Genomic DNA, 23,450 nt, shown 5'->3' on the forward strand with positions numbered 1-23,450 from the left:
GTCCGCTCGTATCACCGGGGAAGCCCGACTCCCCGGCCTCGGCTGCCGGTTTCAGCCGGTGGCCGTCACACCACGGCCGGCAGCCCGCCTGGGAAGTGCCGTGGGCCAGTGGGCCATCGCAGCCGTCGCCGCGTACCAGGCCACCGCCCCGGCCGCGACGGCGAACCAGCCGCCCGCCTTGGCAGCTGAGTCCGTGTCGGACAGTCGCGCCACGGCGAGCAGCACCAGCGCGACGAGGAACAACCCGTAGGTGCCCCGGGTGAGTTGGTCCCCGCCGGCCGCGGTCAGGGAGAGCGCCACGAGGGCGAACAGCAGCAGGAAGAGCCCTGCCGCGTTGTCGGAGGCCTGGTTCCCGGCCGACACGGCCCAGGTGAACCAGAACGCGCCGAGGACGGTGAACGCGGTTCCGCCGGCCGTGTCGTGGTCGCGGAGGGCGAACAGGCCGACGACGAACAGCGCGACGCCGCCGACGTAGTGGGCGATGGTCACGGCGTCCGCCGCCGTCACGCCGTCTATCAGGTCGGTGTACCCGAGTCCGAACGCCAACAGGGTGATGCCCAGGGCGAGTCGGCCGACGATCGTGGTGGTGCTTCCCGCAGAGACGTCGTTGTCCACGGCGGGCTCCCTTCATGCGGTTGTGCGATGCGCGGTGACCGATATATGCCCTTCACAAGGGCACAAACACCTCCGCGCGGCAATGGATTCACACATCGCGCGCAAGGGAGTTGAGCGAGTCTCAGGGGATCACGATGACGGGGCGCTTGGCCCGCTTGGCGAGCCGCCCCGCGACCGAGCCGAAAATGCGCCCCACGATGCCGTGGGTCGACCCGACGACGATCGCGTCGGCCTCGTACTCCCGCCCCACCTCTTCGAGTTCGTGGCAGATGTCTCCGCCGCGCTCGACCAGGATCCAGGGCACCTCGGCGAGGTAGTCCGCGCAGGCCAGCTCCAGGCCGAGGACCTCGGTGCGGTGATCGGGCACGTCGACGAAGACCGGCGGCTCGCAGCCCGCCCACACGGTCGTGGGCAGCCGGTTGGCGACATGGACGATGATCAGGCCCGCGCGGGAGCGGTGGGCCATGCCGATGGCGTACGCGAGAGCGCGTTCACTGGAGGTGGAGCCGTCGAAACCGACGACCACGCCGTGCTTGAAGGCGGGATCGCAGGTGGGGCGTGTCTCTTCCGCCGCCAGGGGCTCGGCCGCCGTGGGGTCGGCGACGGGCCGCTTGCGGTCCGCGGGTTCGAAGAATTCGTGACCGGCCATGGCTGTCTCGGCGAATCGATCCTTATGTGGGTTGGACGGCAGTTGAGCGGCGGAGCTGTGTCCGGGAATTGTCTTCCCAACCCCATACCCCCAAGGGTACGGCGCCACGCCTCCAACGCCCATATCCCGAGCACCCTCGGTGGGGGTTCCAGGGAGCATGCACGAGCGGACGCCCGTAACGCAATGGTTGCTGCCCCGTACAGGCGGTTTGCACAGGGTTCCCTTACGCCGTCCTGACAGCGCTCCCGATCACCCTCCCGCCCGCCCTTCCGCCCCCTTCCACCCACCCTTTCGATCACTCGCGGAGGCCACTGAGTGACCGACCGCTCGAACAGGCGTTGAACCCCGTGCACCGCCGCCCCGGGGAGGAGCCCGCCGCATGCCCTCGTCCCTCACCGATCCCGAGAGCCGCCCCGGTGACGACCGGTGCACCGACCTGATCCGCTGGGCGGCCTTCAGCTGTGTGCTCGTCCCGGTGGTCCTCCTCTGGTACGGCACCTCGCTGGCCGGGGCCACCGGCACCGCCCTCGGTCTGGCCGCCGTCACGGCCGTCTGCCGGCTGCTGCTGCGCCGGTCCGAGCGGAGCGCGGCCCGCCTGCTCACCGAGGAGCACCCGGCCTCCGCACCCCACCGGGGGCGCCGTCAGCGCACCGGAACGGGGTCACACCGTGGCGGTCGTCACTCCGGGGGAAACTCACCGGTCGGCTGACCGGTTTTCACGCACGCGCCCGTTGGTTTTCAGCCAACTTCCGGTCGTTGTGCATCTCTTGCCGTAACCACCCCTCACCCCCCGTCCGACCTGCGAGGAAAGGGCCTCAGGTGCCCTGCGCACCCTACGGGGATTGGCCACCACGACGAGGCGCACTTCCCTGCACGGCCCACGAGTGCAACGCTTCGTGATCGAATGCTTCACGCCAAGTTGCCAAGTCGACAATCTGCCGGGTGCTGAACTGGCCACGCCGGCATCACGCGACACAGTAGATTCGATCTTGACTGTCTACGGCGGGGGACTCGTGCAGGACCGAGGGGAAACGTGCAGGAGCGACACAACCGAGGAGCCGCGACCACCGAGGGGGGCTTAGCAGGATGAGCCACGACTCCACTGCCGCGCCGGAAGCCGCGGCCCGGAAGCTTTCCGGGCGACGCCGCAAGGAGATCGTCGCGGTGCTGCTGTTCAGCGGCGGCCCCATCTTCGAGAGTTCCATTCCGCTGTCGGTGTTCGGGATTGACCGCCAGGACGCCGGCGTGCCGCGCTACCGACTATTGGTGTGCGGCGGCGAGGACGGCCCGCTGCGGACCACAGGGGGCCTGGAACTCACCGCACCGCATGGCTTGGAAGCGATCTCGCGGGCGGGCACGGTCGTCGTGCCGGCCTGGCGTTCGATCACTTCTCCGCCACCGGAGGAGGCGCTCGACGCGCTGCGGCGGGCGCATGAAGAGGGAGCCCGCATCGTGGGCCTGTGCACCGGCGCGTTCGTGCTGGCGGCCGCGGGTCTGCTGGACGGCCGCCCGGCCACCACGCACTGGATGTACGCACCGACGCTGGCCAAGCGCTACCCGTCGGTCCACGTGGATCCGCGCGAGCTGTTCGTCGACGACGGCGATGTGCTGACGTCGGCGGGCACGGCGGCCGGAATCGATCTCTGTCTCCATATCGTGCGGACGGACCACGGCAACGAGGCGGCGGGCGCGCTGGCCCGGCGTCTGGTGGTCCCGCCGCGCCGGTCGGGCGGTCAGGAGCGCTACCTCGACCGGTCTTTACCCGAAGAGATCGGCGCCGACCCGCTGGCCGAGGTCGTCGCCTGGGCGCTGGAACACCTCCACGAGCAGTTCGACGTGGAGACGCTGGCGGCACGCGCCTATATGAGCCGCCGTACGTTCGACCGCCGCTTCCGGTCGCTGACCGGCAGCGCTCCGTTGCAGTGGCTGATCACGCAGCGGGTGCTGCAGGCGCAGCGGCTGCTGGAGACGTCCGACTACTCGGTGGACGAGGTCGCGGGGCGTTGCGGCTTCCGTTCGCCGGTGGCGCTGCGGGGGCACTTCCGGCGGCAGCTGGGCTCGTCGCCGGCGGCGTACCGGGCGGCGTACCGGGCGCGGCGGCCGCAGAGTGAGCGGGTGAGCGACCCGGAGCCGCCCCCGCCGTCGGCGGGCCTGCATCCGGAGGCGCCGGGGCCGGTGCCGCCGCAGATCCGGCGGACGGCCGCGACGACGAGTGCGCTGGGGTCCTCACCGGCCCTGTCGGCGGACCACGCGCGTGAGGCGTATGCCGCCCGGGCGAGCGTGCCGGGGCAGCGCAGCGGGCTGTAGGGCTTCAGGGCCCGGGGGCGGTACGGGGCAGGCGAGGCGCCCCGTACCGCCCTTGTTCGTCCCCTCCGCCGGGAGCGGATGTGCCACCGGGTGACGTGACCGTTCTCCCGGAAAGGTGGACGTCAGCTTTAGGGTGGTCGCATGAACGATCGCATGGTGTGGATCGACTGCGAGATGACCGGCCTCTCGCTGTCCGACGACGCGCTCATCGAGGTGGCCGCCCTCGTCACCGACTCCGAGCTGAACATCCTCGGCGAGGGGGTGGACATCGTCATCCGGCCACCGGCCAAGGCACTGGAGACGATGCCGGACGTGGTGCGCCAGATGCACACCGCGTCCGGGCTCCTGGAGGAGCTGGCCGGCGGCACGACGCTCGCCGAGGCCGAGGAGCAGGTGCTGGCCTATGTCCGGGAGCATGTGAAGGAGCCCGGCAAGGCGCCGCTGTGCGGCAACTCCGTCGGCACCGACCGCGGTTTCCTCGCCCGGGACATGGCGTCCCTGGAGGGCTACCTGCACTACCGGATCGTGGACGTGTCCTCGGTCAAGGAGCTGGCCCGCCGCTGGTACCCGCGGGCGTACTTCAACAGCCCCGAGAAGAACGGCAACCACCGCGCCCTCGCCGACATCCGCGAGTCCATCGCGGAACTGCGCTACTACCGCGAGGCCATCTTCGTGGCGCAGCCCGGACCCGACTCGGACACCGCCCGCACGATCGCCGCGAAGCACGTCCTGCCCGCCCAGTAAAAGGTGTGCGCGAGCACCCCTTCGGACCCTGTACACTTTTTCTCGGCCGGTAGGGAGACCACAAAGTCCAACTACCGGGCATGGTGGGTGTAGCTCAGCTGGTAGAGCACCTGGTTGTGGTCCAGGATGCCGCGGGTTCAAGTCCCGTCACTCACCCTGAGTGATCAGGCGGTGACCTTTCGAGAGAAAGGTCACCGCCTGATCGCGTTTCCGGGAGCAGTCGTGCACATCGAAGAGATCCGTACCACCCGCCTCGACCTCCTTCCCCTGCGCGTCGAGCACGCCGAGGAGATGGCCGAGGTCCTGTCCGACCCCGCCCTGCACACCTTCATCGGCGGCTCCCCCCTCACCGCCGACGCCCTGCGCACCCGCTACGCCCGGCTCGTCGCCGGCTCCCCCGACCCCGCGGTCTCCTGGTGCAACTGGGTGTTGCGGCCGCGCGGCGGCGGCCGGCCGGTCGGCACCGTGCAGGCCACCGTCGACGGGCCCGGCCGGGAGCGCGCCGAGATCGCCTGGGTCGTCGGCACCCCCTGGCAGGGGCGCGGGTTCGCGTCCGAGGCGGCGCGCGGGCTGGTCGGATGGCTGCGGGAGCGGGACGTGCGTACGGTCGTCGCGCATGTGCACCCCGGCCACCACGCCTCCGCCGCCGTGGCCCGGGCCGCCGGGCTCGCGCCCACCGGGGAGATCCACGACGGCGAGGTCCGGTGGCGGCTGGGGCCAGGGTGAACACGAGGTAAACGTGAGGCTCGTCCGTCCACGGCCCACTGCCGGAGCCGATCACCTTCGCCTAGGCTCTTGAGGCTGAGCGGAACGATCGCCACCGCACGACCGGCGGGGCACCCGACCGGTACGCCGGTACCGGCGGATCCGCCAGGACTGTCGAGGGGAACGGCATCAGTGATCTGTTACATACCGACCCACGAGGACGTCGCGAGGATCCGTTTCTCGCTGTCGCCCCTCGGGGAGTGCGTGTACAGCATTCGGATGCTCGCCTCGGCCGAGCGCAGGCGTCAGCACCAGCCCTGGGTGGACGATGTGCGCGCCCGGCTGAAGACCCTCGACATCCGCCCGCTGCGGGCCGTGATCCCGCCCACCGGTTACGTCCCCGACTTCCTCACCCCGGCCCCCGGCTCCGGCCCGGCGAACGTCGCCGAGGAACTGGCCGTGGTGCGCGAGACCCCGCTGGAGCACTTCGTCGGGGAGGTCGCCTGGATGGCGAACGACCCCGGCACGCCCGCCGAGTGGCGCCGCGAGGCCGCTCCGCTGCACCGCCGGATGCTCGACGAGCCGGCCTGGGCGATCGCGAAGGTCACCCAACTCCTCGACGCCTACTGGAAGCTGGCCCTGGAGCCGTGCTGGCGGCATCTGCACAGCGGGCTCCAGTCCGACATCCGCTCCCGGATGCACGTCATCGAGAGCTCCGGCGCGGCCCCGATGTTCTCCTCCCTGCACGAGCGGGTCGGCTGGCGCAACGACCGGATCACCGTGCGCAGCGCCTACGACTTCCAGGAGCAACTGGGCGGGGAGGGACTGGTCCTCGTACCGAGCGTCTTCTGCGGGCCCGAGGTGCTGACCATGCTGCCGCCGCTCCAGCCGATGATCGTCTACCCCCGGCCGGAGGCGGCCGAGTTCTGGAACGGGCTGCGCTCGGACCGGCCGAGCCCGCTGGCCGCGCTGCTGGGCGGGGTCCGGGCCGCGGTGCTCCAGGCGCTGCTGGTGCCGTCCTCCACGAGCCGGCTCGCCGCCGAGGTCAACGTCACCCCGGGCGCCATCAGCCAGCACATCGCCGTCCTGCGCGACTGCAACCTCGTCACGAGCAAGCGGGTCGGGCGCAGTGTCGAGCACTCCCTGACGGAGGCCGGCGAGGGCCTCGTCCGGGGTGCCGCCGCCCCGTGGGGCCGCGCCGCCTGACCAGGGAACGTCCCCGCGCCGCGTCCCGTCTTTAGCGCCAGCTAAAACGATTGGACCGGGCGACGGGGTGTGTTTGGCTGTGCGCGCTGCGCGACGCCGTACGCCGCCACCTGCGCGTACCGCACCCTTCGCCGCGCGGTCTTCACCCCCACGATCCGGAAAGGGAACACCCTGGTGTCCGCAACACCCTCCGAGGACAACCGCCCGCACGATGTCGTCGTCGTCGGAAACGGCTCGCTCGGCCTGTCCCTCGGCCTGACCCTGGCCCGGCGCGGCATACGCGTCGCCGTGCTCGGCCGCCCGCACCGCCCGGGAGCCGCCTCGACGGCCGCGGGCGCGATGATCGGTACCTTCGGCGAGGTCACCACGACCCTGCTGAAGAGCGAGTACGGACGCACCAAGCTCGACTGGGCCTACCAGGCCAGCAAGCTGTGGCCCGAGTGGCTGGCGGGACTTGCCCCGGACGCGGACGGCGACGGCACCGATCTGCTGACCGCCGACGGCACCGTCGTCCTGCTCAACAGCGTGGGCCTGCCGGAGATCGACACCCAGAACTACAAGGCGATCCGCTCCGCGCTCGTGGAGTACGGCGAGAAGTTCGAGGACGTCGACCCCGAGGACGTCGAGTGGCTGGACGCAGAGCCGACCGCCCGTCCGCTCCAGGCGATGTTCCTGCCGAACGAGCACGCGGTGAACGCCCATGAGCTGCTGGTGCGCCTGGAGCGGGCGTTCCTCGCGGCCGGCGGCACGCTGATCGCCGAGCAGGCCACGCGGGTCGACCAGGCCGGCGGCCGGGTCCGCGGTGTCGAGCTGGAGTCCGGGACGGTGCTGAGCGCCGGCCAGGTGGTGCTCGCGGCCGGCGCGGCCTCGCAGACCGTGCTGGACACCGTGCCCGAGCTGGCCCACCGGATCCCCCGGCTGATCAGCGGCTACGGCGTCTCGGCGCTGGTCGACACCGAGGACGGCACCTCGCCGCGCAGCGTCCTGCGCACCCCCAACCGGGCCTTCGCCTGCGGTCTGCACGTCGTGCCGCGCGGCGCCGGACAGGTCTACGTCGGCGCCACGAACATCATCTCCCCCGAGCCCCGGGAGACCGCCCTCATCTCCGACGTGCTGTTCCTGCTGAACTGCGGCAACCGCCAGATCCGCCGCAACCTCGGCGAGAGCGGGCTGCGGACCATCCAGGTCGGCAACCGGCCGGTCGCGCTGGACGGCATGCCGCTGCTCGGCGAGACCGACCTCGGCGGGCTGTGGATGATGACCGGCACCTACCGGGACGGGCTGACGCTCTCCCCGCTGCTGGCCCGTGAGATGACCGCGGCCCTGCTCGGCGAGGAGACCTCGATCGCCCTGGACCTGTTCGCCCCGGTGCGCGCCCCGATCCAGCCGTTCAGCCGCGCCGAGGTCGTGGAGACCACCGTCACCCACATGCTGGCGACCGGCTACGAGTCGAACTGGACCGTGCCGGTGGAGTGGCCCTTCACCATCGAGCACTACCTGCGCGTGGCGTACACCCGGATCGCGGACGAGTTCGACCCGACCTTCACCCCGCCGCCGGAGCTGCTGGCCTCCTCGCGCATCCACCCGTCGCTGGCGCAGGCGCTGCGCGACTACTACGCGGCCAGCCACGCCGCGGCGGCCGGCTGACCGTCCGCCCGCGACGGCGCCCGTAAACCCCCACACCCCCCGCTCGGCACGGCGCGCACCCCACCCCGGTGCGCCCCGGCCGCGTGGCGTTCGAAAGGACCGACCCACGGTGGTGGCACAGCCACTCGAAGAACTCCCCCTCCACGACCTGCTCGAGGAATCGGAGCGCACCCTGACCGCGAGCGGGGTGTGGAGTCCGCGGGCAGACGCCGAGGCGCTCGCCGCCCATGTCCTGGGGGTGCCCGAGGGCTCCCTCGACCCGGGCCGCGCGGTGCCCGGCGGCGCCGTGCGCGAGCTGCGCGCGCTGGTCGCCCGGCGGGCCGCGCGGATCCCGCTCGGGCACCTCACCGGACGGGCCCGTCTCGGCGGCATCGAGGTCACGGTGACCGAGGACGTGTTCGTCCCGCGCTTCCCCACCGAACGCCTGCTGGCCTGGGGGCTGTCGACGCTGGAGGGCACCCGGGCGCCGGTCGTGGTCGACCTGTGCACGGGCTCCGCGGCGCTCGCCCTGGCCCTGGCCCACGCCCGGCCCGACGCCGAGGTGCACGCCGTCGACCTGGACCCGGCGGCGCTGGCCTGCGCCCGGGGCAACGCCGCCGACCGGGCGGCGGCCGGTGACTCCCCGGTCACCGTGCACGAGGGGGACGTCGGCGACCCGAGGCTGCTCGCGCACCTGGACGGCCGGGCCGACCTGGTGCTCGCCAACCCCCCGTACGTGCCGGTGGGCACGGTGCTGCTGCCGGAGTGGGGCGAGCACCACCCCCAGCAGGCGATCTTCGGCGGAGCGGACGGGCTCGACGTGATCCGTCGGGTCGTCGGCTGCGCCGCCCGGCTGCTGCGGCCCGGGGGCGGCCTGGCGGTCGAGCACGGCGACGCCCAGATCGACGTCCTCCCGGTGCTGCTCGCCGCGTCCGGCGCCTTCGACGACGCCGAGGGCCACCGCGACCAGGAGGACCGCCCCCGATACACCACGACATTCAGGAAGGCAGTGGCATGACGACGACCTCGACCGCCGAAGCCGGTCTGGCCGGCATGCGCGACGAACTCGACCGCACGGACCTGCGGTTGCTGGACGCCCTCAGGGACCGTATCGAGATCTGTGTGCGGATCGCCGAGTACAAACGGGAGCACGCGGTGCCGATGATGCAGCCGCACCGCATCGGCGTGGTCCAGGAGCGCGCGGCCCGCTTCGGCGCCGAGAACGGCATCGACCAGACGTTCCTGCGCCGGCTCTACGACCTGATCATCGAGGAGACCTGCCGGGTCGAGGATCTCGTCATCGACGGGGCGCCCACCGGACGGCGGACGGGCGCGGACGAACAGGCATGAGCGAGAACCCCGTACCCCACGCGGTGCGCCCCGTGCGCACGCTCCTCGTCGACAACTACGACTCGTTCACCTACAACCTCCACCAGCTGCTGGGCGAGGTGAACGGGCAGCCGCCGACCGTGGTGCGCAACGACGTCGACTGGGCCGCCCTGCACCCCCAGGACTACGACAACGTCGTGATCTCCCCGGGCCCCGGACGCCCGGACCGGGAACGGGACTTCGGCGTCAGCGCCCGCGCGATCCGCGACCTGGGGCTGCCCGTCCTCGGGGTGTGCCTGGGCCACCAGGGCATCGCCGCTCTGTTCGGCGGCACCGTGGAGCACGCGCCCGAGCCGATGCACGGCCGGGTCTCCCGGATCCGCCACACCGGCGAGGACATCTTCGCCGGGATCCCCTCGCCGTTCTCCGTCGTGCGCTACCACTCGCTCGCGGTCACCACGCTCTCCGACGAGCTGGAGGGCATCGCCTGGACCGAGGACGGTGTGCTGATGGGGCTGCGGCACCGCACCGAGCCGGTGTGGGGCGTGCAGTTCCACCCCGAGTCGATCTCCAGCGAGTACGGCCGCGAACTGCTCGCCAACTTCCGCGATCTGAGCCTCGCCCGCCGCGAGCGCGCCGCGGTCCGCACCCCGGCCGCCGCCTCGGCCGCCGCCTCGCCGTACCGGCTGCACGTGCGCCGGCTGGAGTGCGCGCCGGACACCGAGGCCGCGTACGGCGAGCTGTTCGCCCAGGGCCCGCACGGCTTCTGGCTGGACAGCGCCTCGCACTCCGACGGCGACGCCCGCTTCTCCGTGCTGGGCGACGGTTCGGGCCCCCACGCCGAGTACGTCACCTACCGGGTGGACACCCGCACCGTGCGGGTGGAGCGGGCCGGGCGGCCCGACGAGGAGCTGGCGCAGGGCTTCTTCGACTACCTCGACGCACAGCTGCGCGCCCGCGCCCTGCCCGTCGACGACACCCTGCCGTTCGCCTTCTCCCTCGGCTATGTCGGGTACCTGGGCTACGAGTTGAAGGCCGAGGCGGGGGCCGCGGCCGCGCACACCTCGCCCACGCCGGACGCGGCGCTGCTGTTCGCCGACCGCGCCGTCGTCGTCGACCACGCCGAAGGATCCACGTACCTGCTGGCCCTGGGCACGACGGTGGACGACCCGGACGCGGTGAAGTGGCTGGACGCCACCGCCGCCCGGCTGGAGCTGCTGCCCGCCGAGACACCCCGCCGGCGCCGCCCGCTGACCTCCGCGCCCTCGCTCGCCGAGGCCGCGCTCACCCAGCGGCACGGCCGGGAGCAGTACCTGGAGCGCATCGGGGAGTGCCTGGAGGAGATCCGCAACGGCGAGTCGTACGAGATCTGTCTCACCAACAGCTTCGCCACGGACACCGTCCTCGACCCGCTGCCCGCCTACCGGGTGCTGCGCGGCATCAGCCCCGTCCCGTACGGCGCGCTGCTCGACTTCCCCGGGGTGGCCGTGCTCAGCGCCTCCCCGGAGCGGTTCCTGACCATCGGCACCGACGGGGTCGCCGAGTCCAAGCCGATCAAGGGGACCCGACCGCGCGGAGCGAACGCCGAGGAGGACGCGGCGCTGCGGGAGGGGCTGCGGGCCAGCGAGAAGGACCGCGCCGAGAACCTGATGATCGTGGACCTGCTCCGCAACGACCTCAACACCGTGTGCGAGGTCGGGTCGGTCCATGTGCCGAAGCTCTTCGACGTCGAGACGTATCCGCCGGTCCACCAGCTGGTGAGCACCGTGCGCGGCCGGCTGCGCCGCGACGTGTCGGCGGTGGACTGTGTGCGCGCCTGCTTCCCCGGCGGCTCGATGACCGGCGCGCCGAAGCTGCGCACCATGGAGATCATCGACCGGCTGGAGGAGGGCCCGCGCGGCGTGTACTCGGGGGCGCTCGGCTGGTTCTCGCTGACCGGCGCCGCGGACCTGAGCATCGTCATACGGACCCTGGTGACCACGCCCGAGGGCTCGTCGTTCGGGGTCGGCGGAGCGGTGATCGCGCTGTCCGACCCGGTGGAGGAGTTCGAGGAGACCCTGGTGAAGTCCCGGGCGATGGCGGCCACCCTCACGGCCCGCGGGGCGGTGCGCGCATGAGCGGCCGTCAGGAACCGGGACCGGCGAGACCGGCGGGCACCGTCCGGCACGCCGTGGTCGCCGGTGGATCGGGTGCGGTGGGCGATCTGTTCACCGCGCTGCTCGCCGCGGCGGGCGCCGAGGTCAGGGTCGCCGACCCCCTGGCCCCGGCCGCCCTGCCGCCCGGCGTCCGCTGGATCGAGGGCGACATCACCGCGCCCTCCGGCGCCCTGCGCGCCGAACTCGCCAGGACCGACCTGCTGCTGCTCGCCGTACCGGAGCCGGTGGCGCTGGGCGCGCTGCCCGTGCTGGACGGTGTGCTCCCCGAGGGCGCGCTGCTGGCGGACACGCTGTCCGTGAAGGGCCGGATCGCGGCGGCCGTCGGCAGGCTGCCGAGCCGCCGTCAGACGGTCGGTCTCAACCCGATGTTCGCCCCCTCCCTCGGGCTGCGGGGCCGGCCGGTGGCCGCCGTCGTGCTGCACGACGGTCCGCTGGCCCGGGATCTGCTCGGCCTGGTCACCGACGGCGGCGGGCGGGTGGTGGAGATGGACGCGGAGCGGCACGACCGGCTGGCCGCGGCCTCGCAGGTCCTCACCCATGCCACCGTGCTCGCCTTCGGCCACGCGCTGGCCGAACTCGGCGCGGACATCGACGAGCTGGCCGCCGTCGCCCCGCCGCCGCACGCGGCGCTGCTGGGGCTGCTCGCCCGGATCGCCTCCGGGACCCCCGAGGTGTACTGGGACATCCAGTCCGCCAATCCGTTCGCCGACCGGGCCCGGGAGGCGCTGGGGCACGGCGTGGACGGTCTGCGCAGGATCGTCGCCGACGGCGGCGAGGCGGACTTCGAGCGCTATCTGCACAACCTGTCCGACGTGTTCGGCACCGGCGCCGGCGCCGGCACCAGCACCCGGCTGCCGGACTTCCGGGACCTGTGCGCCGAGATGTTCGCGCACCTGCCGACGCCCGGCCCGCCAACCGTTCCCGGGTCCACGCCCGCCGCCGTTCCCGCGTCCGCCCCCGCCCCCGTTCCCGTATCCGCATCCGCATCCGCATCCGCATCCGCATCCGCATCCGAGGAGAAGCACGCATGACCGCCGACGCGCAGCAGGAAGCCGCCGCCCGGCCCGCCAACTGGGTCGCTGCCCGCATCGGGAAGACCACCGACTCCCTGGACCGCGCCTTCGACGAGGGGCTGACCGGGCATGTCATCACCGGGCGGGACGGCAAGGAGGTGGAGCTGGAGGACGGCAGCCGTGCCGTGGAGTTCGTCTCCTGCTCCTACCTGGGCCTGGAGCAGCACCCCGCGCTGGTCTCGGCCGCGCAGGAGGCGCTCGGCCGGTTCGGCGCGCACTTCTCCTCGTCCCGCAACCGGATGCGCCCGATGTACCTGGGACAGCTGGAGGAGCTGCTGGGCGAGATCTACGGCGGCCGCCCGGTCGTGCCGTTCACCTCGGTCGGCACGGTGCACCTCGGCGTGCTGCCGCTGCTCGGCACCTCGGCGCTGCCCGGCTGGCCGGTCTCCGCGCAAGGCCCCGTGTTCCTCGTCGAGAAGACCGCCCACGCCTCGATGCAGGTGCTGCGGGGCGTCCTGGAGCAGATCGGCCCGGTGCACCGCTTCGACCTGGCCGACCCGGCGACCCTCGACGCCCGGCTCTCCGAGGCGCGGGCGAGCGGCCGCACGCCGATCGCCCTGGTCGACGGCGTGGGCTCGATGGGCGGCCTGATCGACGTCGTCTCCCTCGCCCGGTCCCTGGCCGAGGCGGGCGGGCTGCTGTACGTCGACGACGCCCACGGCGTGTCCATCGACGGGCCGTACGGCGCCGGCTACGCCTACGAGGCGTTCGGCCCGGCCGGGCTGCCGGACAACGTGGTGCTGGTCGGCTCGCTGTCCAAGGCGTTCGGCGGCGCGGGCGGCTTCGTGGTGCTGCCCGGGCAGGACGACGTACGCGTGTTGCGCAAGTTCGCCAACCCGCTGGTCTTCGGGCACTCGATCATGCTGCCGCTGCTCGCCGCCGACGTGGCCGCCGCCCGGCTGCACCTGAGCGGCGAGGTGGCCGCGCTCCAGGAGCGGCTGTGGGCCAACGCCGCCCTGTTCGACAAGCTGACTGACGACCGGCTCGTCAACGCCGGGCAGCGCTCCCCCATCCGGGGCGCCCTGTTCGACACCGAGGCGTCGGCGTTCGAGGCGGCCCGGCGGCTGCGCCGGGCGGGGATCCTCGTGCTGCCCGCGTTCTTCCCGACCGTCGCCAAGGGCACCGGACTGATCCGCTTCGCGCTGTCGGCGACGCACGAACCCGCCCACCTGGAAACCGCGGTGGAGGGGCTCGGCACCCTGGGGCCTGTCTGACCCTCTCCCCCCGGAGCCTGACCAGCAGCCACCACCGAACGGCGGCCCGCACGGAACGCGGGTCCGCGAGGAGTCTCATGATCAAGGACCTGGTTCCCCCGCCCGGGCCCGCGCGCACGCTCGCCCTGGCCCAGCTCATCAGCCGGACCGGCGACGGCGCGTACTACGTGACCGCCGCCCTGTTCTTCACCCAGGTCGTCGGTCTGTCGGCGGCCCAGCTCGGGCTCGGGCTGACCATCGCCTGGACGGTGGCGCTGGTGCTCGGCGTGCCGCTCGGCCATGTCACCGACCGCCGGGGCGCCCGGGGCACCGCCGCCTTCTTCTTCCTCTGCGCGGCGGCGGCCGTCGGCTCGTACCTGGTCGTGCGCTCCTTCCCGCTGTTCGTGCTGGCGGCGAGCCTGTACGCGGTCGGCCAGCGCAGCGGTTCGGCGGCCCAGCAGGCGCTGCTGGCGGGCGTGGTGCCCAAGGAGCAGCTGACGAAGGTCCGCGCGTTCCTCCAGGCCTCGTACAACGCGGGTCTGTCGGTGGGCGCCGCGCTGGGCGGCATCGTGCTGCTCTTCGACACCCGCGAGGCGTACCTGGCGGCCTTCGCGCTCAACGCGTCGGCGTTCGCGGTGGCCTCCCTGGTGCTGCTGCGGGCACCGGCGGTCGCGCCCACCCCCGCGGCGGCGAAGGGCGAGAAGGCGCAGTCGGTCTTCCAGGACCGCCCGTATGTCGCCGTCAGCCTGCTCAACCTGGTCCTGGTGCTGCACGTGCCGCTGATCGACGTGGCGCTGCCGCTGTGGATCGTCGGGCACACCGAGGCCCCCAAGTGGGTGCTGTCGCTGATGTTCGTGCTCAACACGCTGGCCGTCGTGGTCTTCCAGGTCCGGGTGGCCCGCGGGGTGACCGACCTGGCGAGCGCCGCCCGGTACGTGGTGCGCGGCGGGCTGCTGCTCGCGGCCGGCTGTGTGGTGTTCGCCTTCTCGGGCAGCGGCGGCTCGGCGTGGTCGGCGGTGCTGCTCCTGGTGGCGGCGGCCGGTGTGCAGACCCTCGGCGAGATGGTGCAGATGGCCGGCACCTGGGAGATCAGCTTCGGGCTGGCCCCCGACGGACGGCACGGCCAGTACCAGGCGTTCTTCGGCTCGGGCCTGACCGTCGCGGAGATCGTCGGCCCGCTGGCGCTGACCGGGCTGCTCGTCTACTGGGGCGCTCCCGGCTGGATCCTGCTCGGCGCGCTGTTCGCCGCCGCGGGCCTCGCGATGGTGCCGACGGTGAAGTGGGGCGAGCGACAGCTGGCCGCGACCGCCGCGACCGAGGCGCCGGCCGCCGCCGAACAGCAGCCGGCGCTGGACTGAGGGAGAGACGCACGTGGATGAGAAACACGTGGGAGAGACGCACGTGGATGAGAAACACGTGGATGAGAACGCGCCCGTGGGGGACCGTACCGTCCTGGTGATCGGCGGCCGGGTGGAGACCGTCCGCAAGGCCCGGGAGCTGGGGCTGAAGGTCGTCAACGTGCAGCGGCCGGAGGAGTACCGGCCCGAGCACGCCGAACTGGTCGAGGCGGCCCTGCTCGTCGACTACACCGACTGGTCCGTGCTGGGCCCGCTGGTCACGGCCGCGCACCAGGTCTACGGCTTCGACGGCGTCGCCACCATCACCGAGCCCGGCGTCGAACCGGCCGCCCGGGTCGCCGAGGCGCTCGGGCTGGCGGGCAACAGCCCGTACTGCGCGCGGCTGATGCGCGACAAGGCGACGATGCGCCGGCATCTGGCCGGGCGGCCGGGGGCGGTGGCGGCGGCCGTGGCCGGGGAGCGCGCCGACCTCACCGCGTTCGGGGCCCGGCACGGCTATCCGTTCATCGTGAAGCCGGTGGACGCGGCCGCCAGCTTCGGGGTGCGGCGGGTCGACGGGCCGGCGGCGGCCGACGACGCCTGGGAGTCGATCGTCCGGCTGCGCGGCAGCACCGAGCACCCCTTCGCCACGTACTTCCCCGTCGGGGACTTCCTGATGGAGGAGTACCTGGAGGGGCCCGAGTACAGCGTGGAGTCGTTCACCTTCGACGGACGGCATCTGCTGCTCGCGGTCACCGAGAAGGCCACGGACACCACGTTCGTGGAGACCGGCCACGCCCTGCCGGCCCGGCTGGCCGCGGCCGACGAGAGCGCCGTACGCGCGTGTGCCGCGGAGTTCCTGGACACCGTCGGGCTGCGGCAGGGCGCCGCGCACACCGAGGTGAAGCTGACGCCCGGCGGGCCCCGGGTGATCGAGTCCCACGGGCGGCCCGGCGGCGACCGGATCATGGAACTGGTGGACGCGGCGTACGGCTTCGACATCGAGTCGTTCACGGTCGGCTGGGCCGGCGGGGTGCTGGCCGCTCCGGAACGGGCGCCCGTGGCCCGGGCCGCCGCCGCGACCCGGTTCCTGACCGCCGAGCCGGGCCGGGTCACCGACGTCCAGGGCGTGGACGGGGTGCGGGCGCACGAGGGCGTCATCGGGCTGGACGTCGTCGTGCCGGTGGGCGGGGTCGTCCGTCCGCTGAGCGCCAGCTGGGACCGGGTGGGCCAGGTCCTGGTCACCGCCGACGACACCACGGCGGCGGTCGCCCTGGCGGAGCGGCTCACCGAGAAGATCACGGTCACGACCGCCCCGGACCCGGACGGGGCACCCCCCGGCCCGGACGGAACATGACCCCAGATGCCCTTCCCTCCCCCTCCCTCCTCCCCTCCCTCCTCTCCCTCCTCCCTTCCCTCCTCTCCCTCCTCGCAGAAAGCGGCGCACCATGTCTGAACACGTCCTGGTCTTCGGCAGCGGCTACGACATGCCGGGCCGGATCCGGGCCCGCGGCACGGACCGGGGCCGTACGTTCACCACGAGCGTGCTGTGCCGGCCCGACCATCTGGCCAAGCTGGAGGAGGCCGACGGGCACGCCCGGATCGTCGCCGTGCGCGCGGACGCGCCGGTCGAGGAGTGGATCGCGCTCGCGCGGGCGATCCACGCCGCGCAGCCGGTGACCCGGATCGGCACCTTCGGCGACCAGTGCCAGGAGACGGCCGCGGAGGTGGGCAAGGCGCTGGGCGTGCCCACGCACGACCCGGAGACGGTACGGCTGGTCTTCGACAAGTTCGCGATGCGGCGCAGGCTCGCCGAGGCGGGCGTGGAGAGCACCCCGGCCACCGAGGTGACCGACCCCGCGGCGCTGTGCGCGTTCGCGGCGGCACACGGCTACCCCGTCGTCGTCAAACCCCGCCGGGGCACGGCCAGTACGGGTGTCTCGGTCGTCCGTGCCGACGCGGAGGCCGAGGCCGCGTTCGCCCGCGCGCGGGGTGCCGAGGAGGACACGGAGGTGGTGGCGGAGGTGTTCCTTACCGGGGACCAGTACAGCGTGGAGGCGTTCTCGGAGGACGGCGCCCATGTGGTCGTCGCGGTCACCCGCAAGTACTCCGACCCGGTGAGCCTGGTCGAGCTGGGCCATGTGATGCCGGCCCCGCTGGACGACGTACGCGAGACGGAGATCCGGGCGTACGTGACCGCGGCGCTCGACGCGCTGGGCGTGCGGTTCGGGCCCACGCACACGGAGGTGGTGCTGACCCCGGACGGTCCCCGGCTCATCGAGACGCATCTGCGGGTCGGCGGCGACGAGATCTGGAACCTGGTGACCGACGCGACCGGGGTGGACCTCGTGGAGTACCAGCTGCGGCAGTGCGTCGGCGAGCGGGTCCTGGACGACGTCCGCGCCGTGCTGGCCGACTCCGGCCGGACCCGGCGCGCCGAGGCGATCTGGTTCGCCGCGGCGCCGGCCACCGGGGAGCTGGTCGAGATCACCGGTGCGGAGGGGCCGCATCCCGACGGTGTCACGGTCGACGTCCTCGTCAAGCCCGGGGCCCGGCTGAGCGGCCTGCACAGCTCTGACTCCCGCCCGGCCCAGGCCCGCGCCCACGCGGACACCCCGGAGAAGGCCCTCACGCTGGCCCGCGAGGCCATCGGCGGGTTGTCCTTCCTGACCCGGGTGAGGGTGACGGCGGAACCGGGCGAGCTGCTGTGAGCGGCGAGGCGCTGCCGCCCGGCCCGGTCGCCGGGCTCGACAGCCTGGACGACCAGATCATCGCGCTGCTGCTGCGCCGGGCCGAACTGGCCCGGGGTCACCGTTCGGAGCGCCGGGCGGCGGGACTCCCCGCCTCGGAACTGACCTGGGAGAACCGGGTCCTGGCCCGCTACGGCGCCGGCCTCGGCCGCCCCGGCACCGACATCGGCCGCGCGGTCCTGTCCCTCACCGACCAGGACACACCGACCAGGACTCCCGCTCCGCACTGAGGGGAGAGGAACGGGAGTCCATCCCCGGGGGGAGGGGGGCGAGGCGCCGCGTCGCGAACAGGGGAAGGGGAGACGCGACCGCCACCCCCAGGGGAGGGGCCCAGGCGTCCATGCCTACACAGGGGGAGGCATGGACGCCTGTGCTTTTCGCTTTGGTGACTTGGGGGCTGGGGGCTGGGGGGCGGGGGTCCGGAGCCCGAGGGCCGGGGGCCAGGGCAGCCCGGGGCCTGGGGTCGGGAGCCCGGGGCTCCGGGGGGCCGGGGGGCCGGGGCTCCGGGGGGCCGGATGCCCGGGACGCGGAGGCCCGGAGGCCGGGAGTCCGGTGGCCCGGAGGCCGGAGGTCCGGAGGCTCGGGAACCCGGAGGCGGGGAGCCCCGCGGCCCGAAAACGGAGGAGCCCGGAAGGCGGAAGCCCGGAGCCCGGAGCCCGGGGGCCGGAGGCCGGAGGCCCGGAGCCCGGAAGGCGGAAGCCCGGGGCCCGGAATCCGGGGGCCGGGGGCCCGGAGCCCGGAATCCGGGGGCCGGAGGCCCGGAATCCGGGGGCCAGAGGTATGGGAACCCGGAAGCCAGAGGCTCGGGAACCCGGAAGCCGGGAGCCCGGTGACCCGATTGAGGGAAGCCCGGTGACCCGAAAGCGGAGGAGCCGGAGGCCTGGGGCCCGGAAGCTCGGGAGCCCGAAGGCCCGGTGGGCCAGTGGCCGGAGGCTCGGAAGCCGGAAGCCGGAAGCCGGAAGCCCAGGTCCCCTCCCCAGACCCGTCTCAGGACGAAGCCCTGGCCGCCAGTTCTGTTGCCAGCACCACCTGGCGGGGTTCCAGGCCGCGGGAGACCGCCGGGCGGCGGTCCGCGATCTCGGTGAGGAGGAGGTCCAGCATGCGGCGGCCCATCTCCTCGATGGGCTGGCGAACGCTGGTCAGCGGCGGCTCCATGTGGCGGGCGATGGCCGAGTCGTCGTAGCCGACCAGCGCCACGTCCTCCGGGATGCGGCGGCCCGCCTCGCGCAGCGCCTGGCGGGCGCCGGCCGCCATCACGTCGGAGCCCGCGAACACCGCGTCGAGGGACGGATCGCGGGCGAGCAGCTCGGTCATCGCGCGCCGGCCGCCCTCCTCGGTGAAGTCGCCGGGCTCGATGAGGGCCTCGCGCACCTCGTACCCCGCGTCGCGCAGGGCGTCGCGGTAGCCGTCGACGCGGCGCTGGGCGCCGTACACGTCGAGGCGGCCGGTGATGTGGGCGATGCGGGTGCGGCCCCTGGCGAGGAGGTGCTCCACCGCCGAGCGGCCGCCGCCGTAGTTGTCGGAGTCGACCGAGGGCAGCGTCTCCGCGGCGGACCGCGGGCCGCTGATCACCGCCGGGATCTCCAGCTGGGCCAGGAGGTCCGGGAGCGGGTCGTCGGCGTGGACGGAGACCAGCAGCACGCCGTCCACCCGGTGGGCCGCGAGGTACTGGGCCAGCCGCTGGCGTTCGCGATCGCTACCGGCGAAGATCAGCAGCAACTGCATCTCGGTGTCGGCGAGTTCGGCGCCCACACCCCGCAGCATGTCCGAGAAGTACGGCTCCGCGAAGAACCGGGTCTCCGGCTCGGGGACGACGAGCGCGATCGCGTCCGTGCGGTTGGCGGCGAGCGCGCGGGCGGCCGTGTTGGGCACGTAGCCGAGTTCCGCGACCGCCGCCTCCACGGCCGCACGGGTCGCGTCGCTGACCCGGGGCGAGCCGTTGATCACCCGGGAGACCGTGCCGCGGCCTACGCCGGCGCGGGCGGCCACCTCTTCGAGGGTGGGCCGGCCGCCGCTGCGGCCCCGCGTTCCGTGGGTTGCCATGGGCCCCGCCTTCCCGCCGTCGTCTTACCGTGGCCTGGAATCTAACAGTCCTCGCTGCTCGGACGGCCGTCGCCGACCACTGCCGCACCCGGCCCCGCCCGAGCGACCGTTCCCTGCCGGATTGGGTCATATGTCGATCGTGGATCCGGGTTAGCTAACAGCCGGATAACTGAACGCACCTCCTCGCGTCCCCGCCCTTGACACCCCCGCCGGAACCGACGACTCTTCAACACATCACCGATGGGAGCGCTCCCACGGTACCTGACACATACACATCCCGCACGTTCCCCGCCCGAGCCGCAGCGAGAAACTAACGGGCCCAACAATGCAGTTGGCCGGGGGGTCGGCACGTCAGGGCAACAGGAGGACGCAATGCGCGCACGTACCCGAACCTCCCGTCGGGTGGTGGTCCTGGCGACCGTCGCAACGCTGGGCGCCGGGCTGCTGGCCGGCTGTGCCGACGACGGCGGCAACGAGGGCTCCGACGGTTCGTCGTCCGGCAAGGGCAAGACCACGATCACGCTGGGTCTCTTCGGCACGATGGGCTTCAAAGAGGCCGGCCTCTACGCCGAGTACGAGAAGCTCAACCCGAACATCAAGATCGCCGAGACCGTCATCGAGCGGAACGAGAACTACTACCCGGCGCTCGTCAACCACCTCACCACCAACAGCGGTCTGCAGGACGTCCAAGCCGTCGAGGTCGCCAACATCGCCGAGGTCACCGCCACCCAGAGCGCCAAGCTCCAGGACATGTCCAAGGTTTCGGGCGTGAACAAGAGCAACTGGCTGGACTGGAAGTGGGCGCAGGCCACCACCAAGGACGGCAAGACGATCGGTCTCGGCACCGATGTCGGCCCGATGGCCCTGTGCTACCGCACCGACCTCTTCCAGCAGGCCGGTCTGCCCACCGACCCCGCGGAGGTCGGCAAGCTGTGGGCGGGCGACTGGAAGAAGTTCGTCTCGGTCGGCGAGCAGTTCAAGGCGAAGGCCCCCAAGGGCACCTTCTTCATGGACTCCCCCGGCGGTCTGATCAACGCGATCCTCGGCAGTGAGGAGGAGAAGTTCTACGACTCCTCCGGCGAGGTCATCTACAAGTCGAACCAGGCCGTCAAGGCCGCCTTCGACCTGACCGCGGAGGCCGCGGAGAAGGGCCTGGTCCAGGCGCAGACCCAGTTCCAGCCGGCCTGGGACCAGACGATCGCGAACAACAAGTTCGCCACCATCGCCTGCCCGCCGTGGATGCTCGGCACCCTGAAGGGCAAGTCGAAGCCCGAGGCGTTCGGCAAGTGGGCCGTCGCGGTGGCGCCGAAGTCCGCCAACTGGGGCGGTTCCTTCCTCACCGTGCCCTCCAGCGGCAAGAACGTGAAGGAGGCCGAGAAGCTGGTCGCCTGGCTGACCGCGCCCGAGCAGCAGGCGAAGCTGTTCAAGGTGCAGGGCTCCTTCCCGAGCGCGCCGAGCACGTACACCATGCCCGAAGTCACCGACGCCAAGAACGACATGACCGGTGACGCCAACATCGGCGCGATCTTCGCGGAGGCCGCGAAGTCCGCCCCGGTCCAGGTGATCGGCCCGAAGGACCAGATCATCCAGCAGGGCCTGACCGACAACGGCGTCATCCTCGTGACGAAGGGCAAGTCCGCGAAGGAAGCCTGGGAGACGGCGACCAAGACCATCGACAACAACCTGGACAAGTGACCCGTATGTCCACCCGTCACGACACCGCCGCGCCCCCCGCCAAGGAGGGGGGCGCGGCCCCGGGCCGCCCGCCCGCGGCCGCCACGGAGGCCGACGCGCGGCACCGGGCCCGGCTCTCGCGCCGCTGGCAGCGGGACATCCGCTGGAGCCCGTACGCCTTCGTCTCGCCGTTCTTCCTGCTGTTCCTCGCCTTCGGCCTGTTCCCGCTGATCTACACGGGCTGGGCTTCGCTGCACCAGGTGGAGATGACCGCGCCCACCGACATGGAGTGGGTCGGGATGCGCAACTACACGCGGATCTTCGACGACGACTTCTTCTGGAACGCGGCGAAGAACACGCTGACGATCGGGATCATCTCGACCGTGCCGCAGCTGCTGATGGCGATGGGCCTGGCGCACATCCTCAACTACAGGCTGCGCGCGTCGACCTTCTACCGGGTCGCGATGCTCGCGCCGTACGCGACGTCGATCGCCGCCGCCTCGCTCGTGTTCGTGCTGCTCTTCGGGCGCGACTACGGCATGATCAACTGGGCGCTGGACGCGGTCGGGATCAGCCCGGTCGACTGGCAGAACGACAAGTGGCCGTCGCAGATCGCGGTGTCGTCGATCATCATCTGGCGGTGGACCGGCTACAACGCGCTGATCTATCTGGCGGCGATGCAGGCGATCCCGCAGGACCTGTACGAGTCGGCGGCGCTGGACGGCGCCAGCCGCTGGCAGCAGTTCCTCCACGTGACCCTGCCGTCGCTGCGGCCGACGATCCTCTTCACGGTCGTCGTCTCCACGATCGGCGCCAGCCAGGTCTTCGGTGAGCCGCTCCTCTTCGACGCCAACAAGGGCGCGTCGGGCGGTGCGGAGCACCAGTTCCAGACGCTGGGCCTGTACCTGTACGAGCAGGGCTGGGTGAACCAGCACCTGGGCCGGGCTTCCGCCATCGCCTGGACGATGTTCCTGATCCTGATCGTGATCGGCATCGTCAACTACGTCATCTCGCGCCGGCTGCGCGCCAGCAGTTAAGGAGGAGCAGCCGTGACGACGACGACTGTGACCAAGTCCGAGCCCAAGGACGCGGTGCCGGCGGCACGCCGGGTGCGCCGCCCGAAGTCCGAGCGGGCCGGCGGCCAGATGCACGCCGGGCCGATCGCGTACGTGATCCTCGCCCTGTTCACCCTCGGCTCGCTGTTCCCGCTGGTGTGGACGGCGATCGCCGCGTCCCGTGACAACCAGCGGCTGGCGCAGACGCCACCGCCGTTCTGGTTCGGCTCGAACCTCTTCAAGAACCTGGACATCGCCTGGAACGACGCCAATCTGGGCAAGGCCTTCGTCAACACGACGATCGTGGCCGGGACGTCGGCGGCGACGATCGTCTTCCTGTCGACGATCGCCGGCTTCGCCTTCGCCAAGCTGCGGTTCCGGGGCCGGGGCGCGCTGATGCTGATCGTGATCGGCACGATGATGGTGCCGCCGCAGCTGAGCATCATCCCGCTGTACATGATGGTGGCCAAGCTGGAGTGGACCGACCAGCTCCAGGCGGTGATCCTGCCGTCGCTGGTGAGCGCGTTCGGTGTGTTCTTCATGCGGCAGTACCTGATCCAGGCGCTGCCGGACGAGATCATCGAGGCGGCCCGGGTGGACGGCGCGAGCAGCTGGCGGGTGGTGTGGCATGTGGTGTTTCCCGCGGCGCGCCCCGCGATGGCGGTGCTCGGCATGCTGATGTTCGTGCAGACGTGGAACGACTTCCTGTGGCCGTTCCTGGTGCTCAGCCAGACCGGCAACCCGACGGTGCAGGTCGCGGTCGCGGGCCTCGGCCGCGGGTACACGCCCGACCAGTCGCTGATCATGGCGGGCGCGCTGCTGGGCACGCTGCCGCTGCTGCTGGTCTTCGCGCTCTTCGGCAAGCAGATCGTGGGCGGCATCATGCAGGGCGCCGTGAAGGGCTGACGCCCGCGCCCCCGTGACTTCGGGGGCCGGGTCACAGCCGCCCCGGCCCCCTTCCCGCACCTCCGCACTTCTTCCCCCCAAC

General features: G+C 72.3%; 21 protein-coding genes and 1 tRNA gene. 19 read left to right on the forward strand and 3 right to left on the reverse strand.

Annotated elements, in window-relative coordinates; translation table 11 throughout:
• Nucleotides 1–51: 51 nt before the first annotated feature.
• Nucleotides 52–615, reverse strand: a complete 564-nt coding sequence (locus tag ACZ6D7_RS02430; protein ID WP_469482526.1) for a GPR1/FUN34/YaaH family transporter — start codon at nt 613–615, stop codon at nt 52–54.
• Between the two features lie 121 nt (nt 616–736).
• The gene (locus tag ACZ6D7_RS02435; RefSeq protein ID WP_469482529.1) at nt 737–1,264 is read right to left on the reverse strand and encodes a universal stress protein; all 528 of its coding nucleotides are present in this window, start codon (nt 1,262–1,264) and stop codon (nt 737–739) included.
• A gap of 379 nt (nt 1,265–1,643) precedes the next feature.
• Between ACZ6D7_RS02435 and ACZ6D7_RS02440 the strand changes: the two genes are divergently transcribed.
• The 16 genes from ACZ6D7_RS02440 (at nt 1,644) to ACZ6D7_RS02515 (ending at nt 17,920) form a co-directional block, all read left to right on the forward strand.
• Nucleotides 1,644–1,973: a hypothetical protein gene (locus ACZ6D7_RS02440; protein ID WP_469482531.1), complete on the forward strand. Its 330-nt coding sequence runs from the start codon at nt 1,644–1,646 to the stop codon at nt 1,971–1,973.
• Nucleotides 1,974–2,350: 377 nt separating this feature from the next.
• Nucleotides 2,351–3,571 carry a helix-turn-helix domain-containing protein gene (locus ACZ6D7_RS02445; protein ID WP_469482533.1) on the forward strand — a complete coding sequence of 407 codons (1,221 nt, stop codon included), beginning with the start codon at nt 2,351–2,353 and terminating at the stop codon, nt 3,569–3,571.
• Between the two features lie 141 nt (nt 3,572–3,712).
• Nucleotides 3,713–4,315, forward strand: coding sequence for an oligoribonuclease (orn, locus tag ACZ6D7_RS02450; RefSeq protein WP_469482535.1), 603 nt, complete (start codon nt 3,713–3,715; stop codon nt 4,313–4,315).
• 83 nt (nt 4,316–4,398) lie between these two features.
• Nucleotides 4,399–4,471 (forward strand) — tRNA-His (locus tag ACZ6D7_RS02455).
• A gap of 66 nt (nt 4,472–4,537) precedes the next feature.
• The gene (locus tag ACZ6D7_RS02460) at nt 4,538–5,041 is read left to right on the forward strand and encodes a GNAT family N-acetyltransferase (protein WP_469482537.1); all 504 of its coding nucleotides are present in this window, start codon (nt 4,538–4,540) and stop codon (nt 5,039–5,041) included.
• A 243-nt stretch (nt 5,042–5,284) separates the two neighbouring features.
• Nucleotides 5,285–6,226: an ArsR/SmtB family transcription factor gene (locus ACZ6D7_RS02465; RefSeq protein WP_469482539.1), complete on the forward strand. Its 942-nt coding sequence runs from the start codon at nt 5,285–5,287 to the stop codon at nt 6,224–6,226.
• A gap of 174 nt (nt 6,227–6,400) precedes the next feature.
• Nucleotides 6,401–7,873, forward strand: a complete 1,473-nt coding sequence (locus ACZ6D7_RS02470) for an NAD(P)/FAD-dependent oxidoreductase (protein ID WP_469482542.1) — start codon at nt 6,401–6,403, stop codon at nt 7,871–7,873.
• A gap of 109 nt (nt 7,874–7,982) precedes the next feature.
• Nucleotides 7,983–8,870 carry a N5-glutamine methyltransferase family protein gene (locus tag ACZ6D7_RS02475; protein ID WP_469482544.1) on the forward strand — a complete coding sequence of 296 codons (888 nt, stop codon included), beginning with the start codon at nt 7,983–7,985 and terminating at the stop codon, nt 8,868–8,870.
• Nucleotides 8,867–9,202 (forward strand): chorismate mutase family protein, encoded by a 336-nt coding sequence (locus ACZ6D7_RS02480; RefSeq protein ID WP_469482545.1) that lies wholly within the window; start codon nt 8,867–8,869, stop codon nt 9,200–9,202. Before ACZ6D7_RS02475 ends, ACZ6D7_RS02480 begins: the two co-directional genes overlap by 4 nt.
• Nucleotides 9,199–11,298, forward strand: a complete 2,100-nt coding sequence (gene pabB / locus ACZ6D7_RS02485) for an aminodeoxychorismate synthase component I (RefSeq protein ID WP_469482546.1) — start codon at nt 9,199–9,201, stop codon at nt 11,296–11,298. The genes ACZ6D7_RS02480 and pabB overlap by 4 nt, the downstream gene beginning before the upstream one ends.
• Nucleotides 11,295–12,368, forward strand: coding sequence for a prephenate dehydrogenase dimerization domain-containing protein (locus ACZ6D7_RS02490; protein ID WP_469482548.1), 1,074 nt, complete (start codon nt 11,295–11,297; stop codon nt 12,366–12,368). The genes pabB and ACZ6D7_RS02490 overlap by 4 nt, the downstream gene beginning before the upstream one ends.
• Complete coding sequence (locus ACZ6D7_RS02495; protein WP_469482550.1) at nt 12,365–13,624, forward strand: aminotransferase class I/II-fold pyridoxal phosphate-dependent enzyme; 1,260 nt, start codon at nt 12,365–12,367, stop codon at nt 13,622–13,624. Before ACZ6D7_RS02490 ends, ACZ6D7_RS02495 begins: the two co-directional genes overlap by 4 nt.
• 77 nt (nt 13,625–13,701) lie before the next feature.
• Nucleotides 13,702–14,961, forward strand: coding sequence for an MFS transporter (locus ACZ6D7_RS02500; protein ID WP_469482552.1), 1,260 nt, complete (start codon nt 13,702–13,704; stop codon nt 14,959–14,961).
• 58 nt (nt 14,962–15,019) lie between these two features.
• Nucleotides 15,020–16,297 (forward strand): ATP-grasp domain-containing protein, encoded by a 1,278-nt coding sequence (locus ACZ6D7_RS02505; protein WP_469482554.1) that lies wholly within the window; start codon nt 15,020–15,022, stop codon nt 16,295–16,297.
• A gap of 91 nt (nt 16,298–16,388) precedes the next feature.
• Complete coding sequence (locus tag ACZ6D7_RS02510) at nt 16,389–17,651, forward strand: ATP-grasp domain-containing protein (protein ID WP_469482557.1); 1,263 nt, start codon at nt 16,389–16,391, stop codon at nt 17,649–17,651.
• Nucleotides 17,648–17,920, forward strand: a complete 273-nt coding sequence (locus ACZ6D7_RS02515; RefSeq protein ID WP_469482559.1) for a chorismate mutase family protein — start codon at nt 17,648–17,650, stop codon at nt 17,918–17,920. Before ACZ6D7_RS02510 ends, ACZ6D7_RS02515 begins: the two co-directional genes overlap by 4 nt.
• 757 nt (nt 17,921–18,677) lie before the next feature.
• Here ACZ6D7_RS02515 and ACZ6D7_RS02520 read toward each other — a convergent pair.
• On the reverse strand, nt 18,678–19,733 hold the full coding sequence (locus tag ACZ6D7_RS02520; protein WP_469482561.1) for a LacI family DNA-binding transcriptional regulator: 1,056 nt from the start codon (nt 19,731–19,733) through the stop codon (nt 18,678–18,680).
• Nucleotides 19,734–20,105: 372 nt separating this feature from the next.
• On the opposite strand from ACZ6D7_RS02520, the gene ACZ6D7_RS02525 reads away from it, so the two are divergent.
• Genes ACZ6D7_RS02525 through ACZ6D7_RS02535 form a run of 3 tightly spaced genes read left to right on the forward strand, consistent with a single transcriptional unit; the run spans nt 20,106 to nt 23,368 of the window.
• On the forward strand, nt 20,106–21,428 hold the full coding sequence (locus ACZ6D7_RS02525; RefSeq protein WP_469482563.1) for an ABC transporter substrate-binding protein: 1,323 nt from the start codon (nt 20,106–20,108) through the stop codon (nt 21,426–21,428).
• A gap of 5 nt (nt 21,429–21,433) precedes the next feature.
• Entirely contained in the window at nt 21,434–22,444 is a 1,011-nt protein-coding gene (locus ACZ6D7_RS02530) for a carbohydrate ABC transporter permease (RefSeq protein ID WP_469482565.1), read from the forward strand.
• A gap of 12 nt (nt 22,445–22,456) precedes the next feature.
• On the forward strand, nt 22,457–23,368 hold the full coding sequence (locus tag ACZ6D7_RS02535) for a carbohydrate ABC transporter permease (protein ID WP_469482567.1): 912 nt from the start codon (nt 22,457–22,459) through the stop codon (nt 23,366–23,368).
• The last annotated feature ends 82 nt before the right edge of the window (nt 23,369–23,450 follow it).

The sequence above is a fragment of the Streptomyces sp. NPDC041784 genome (assembly GCF_055591025.1).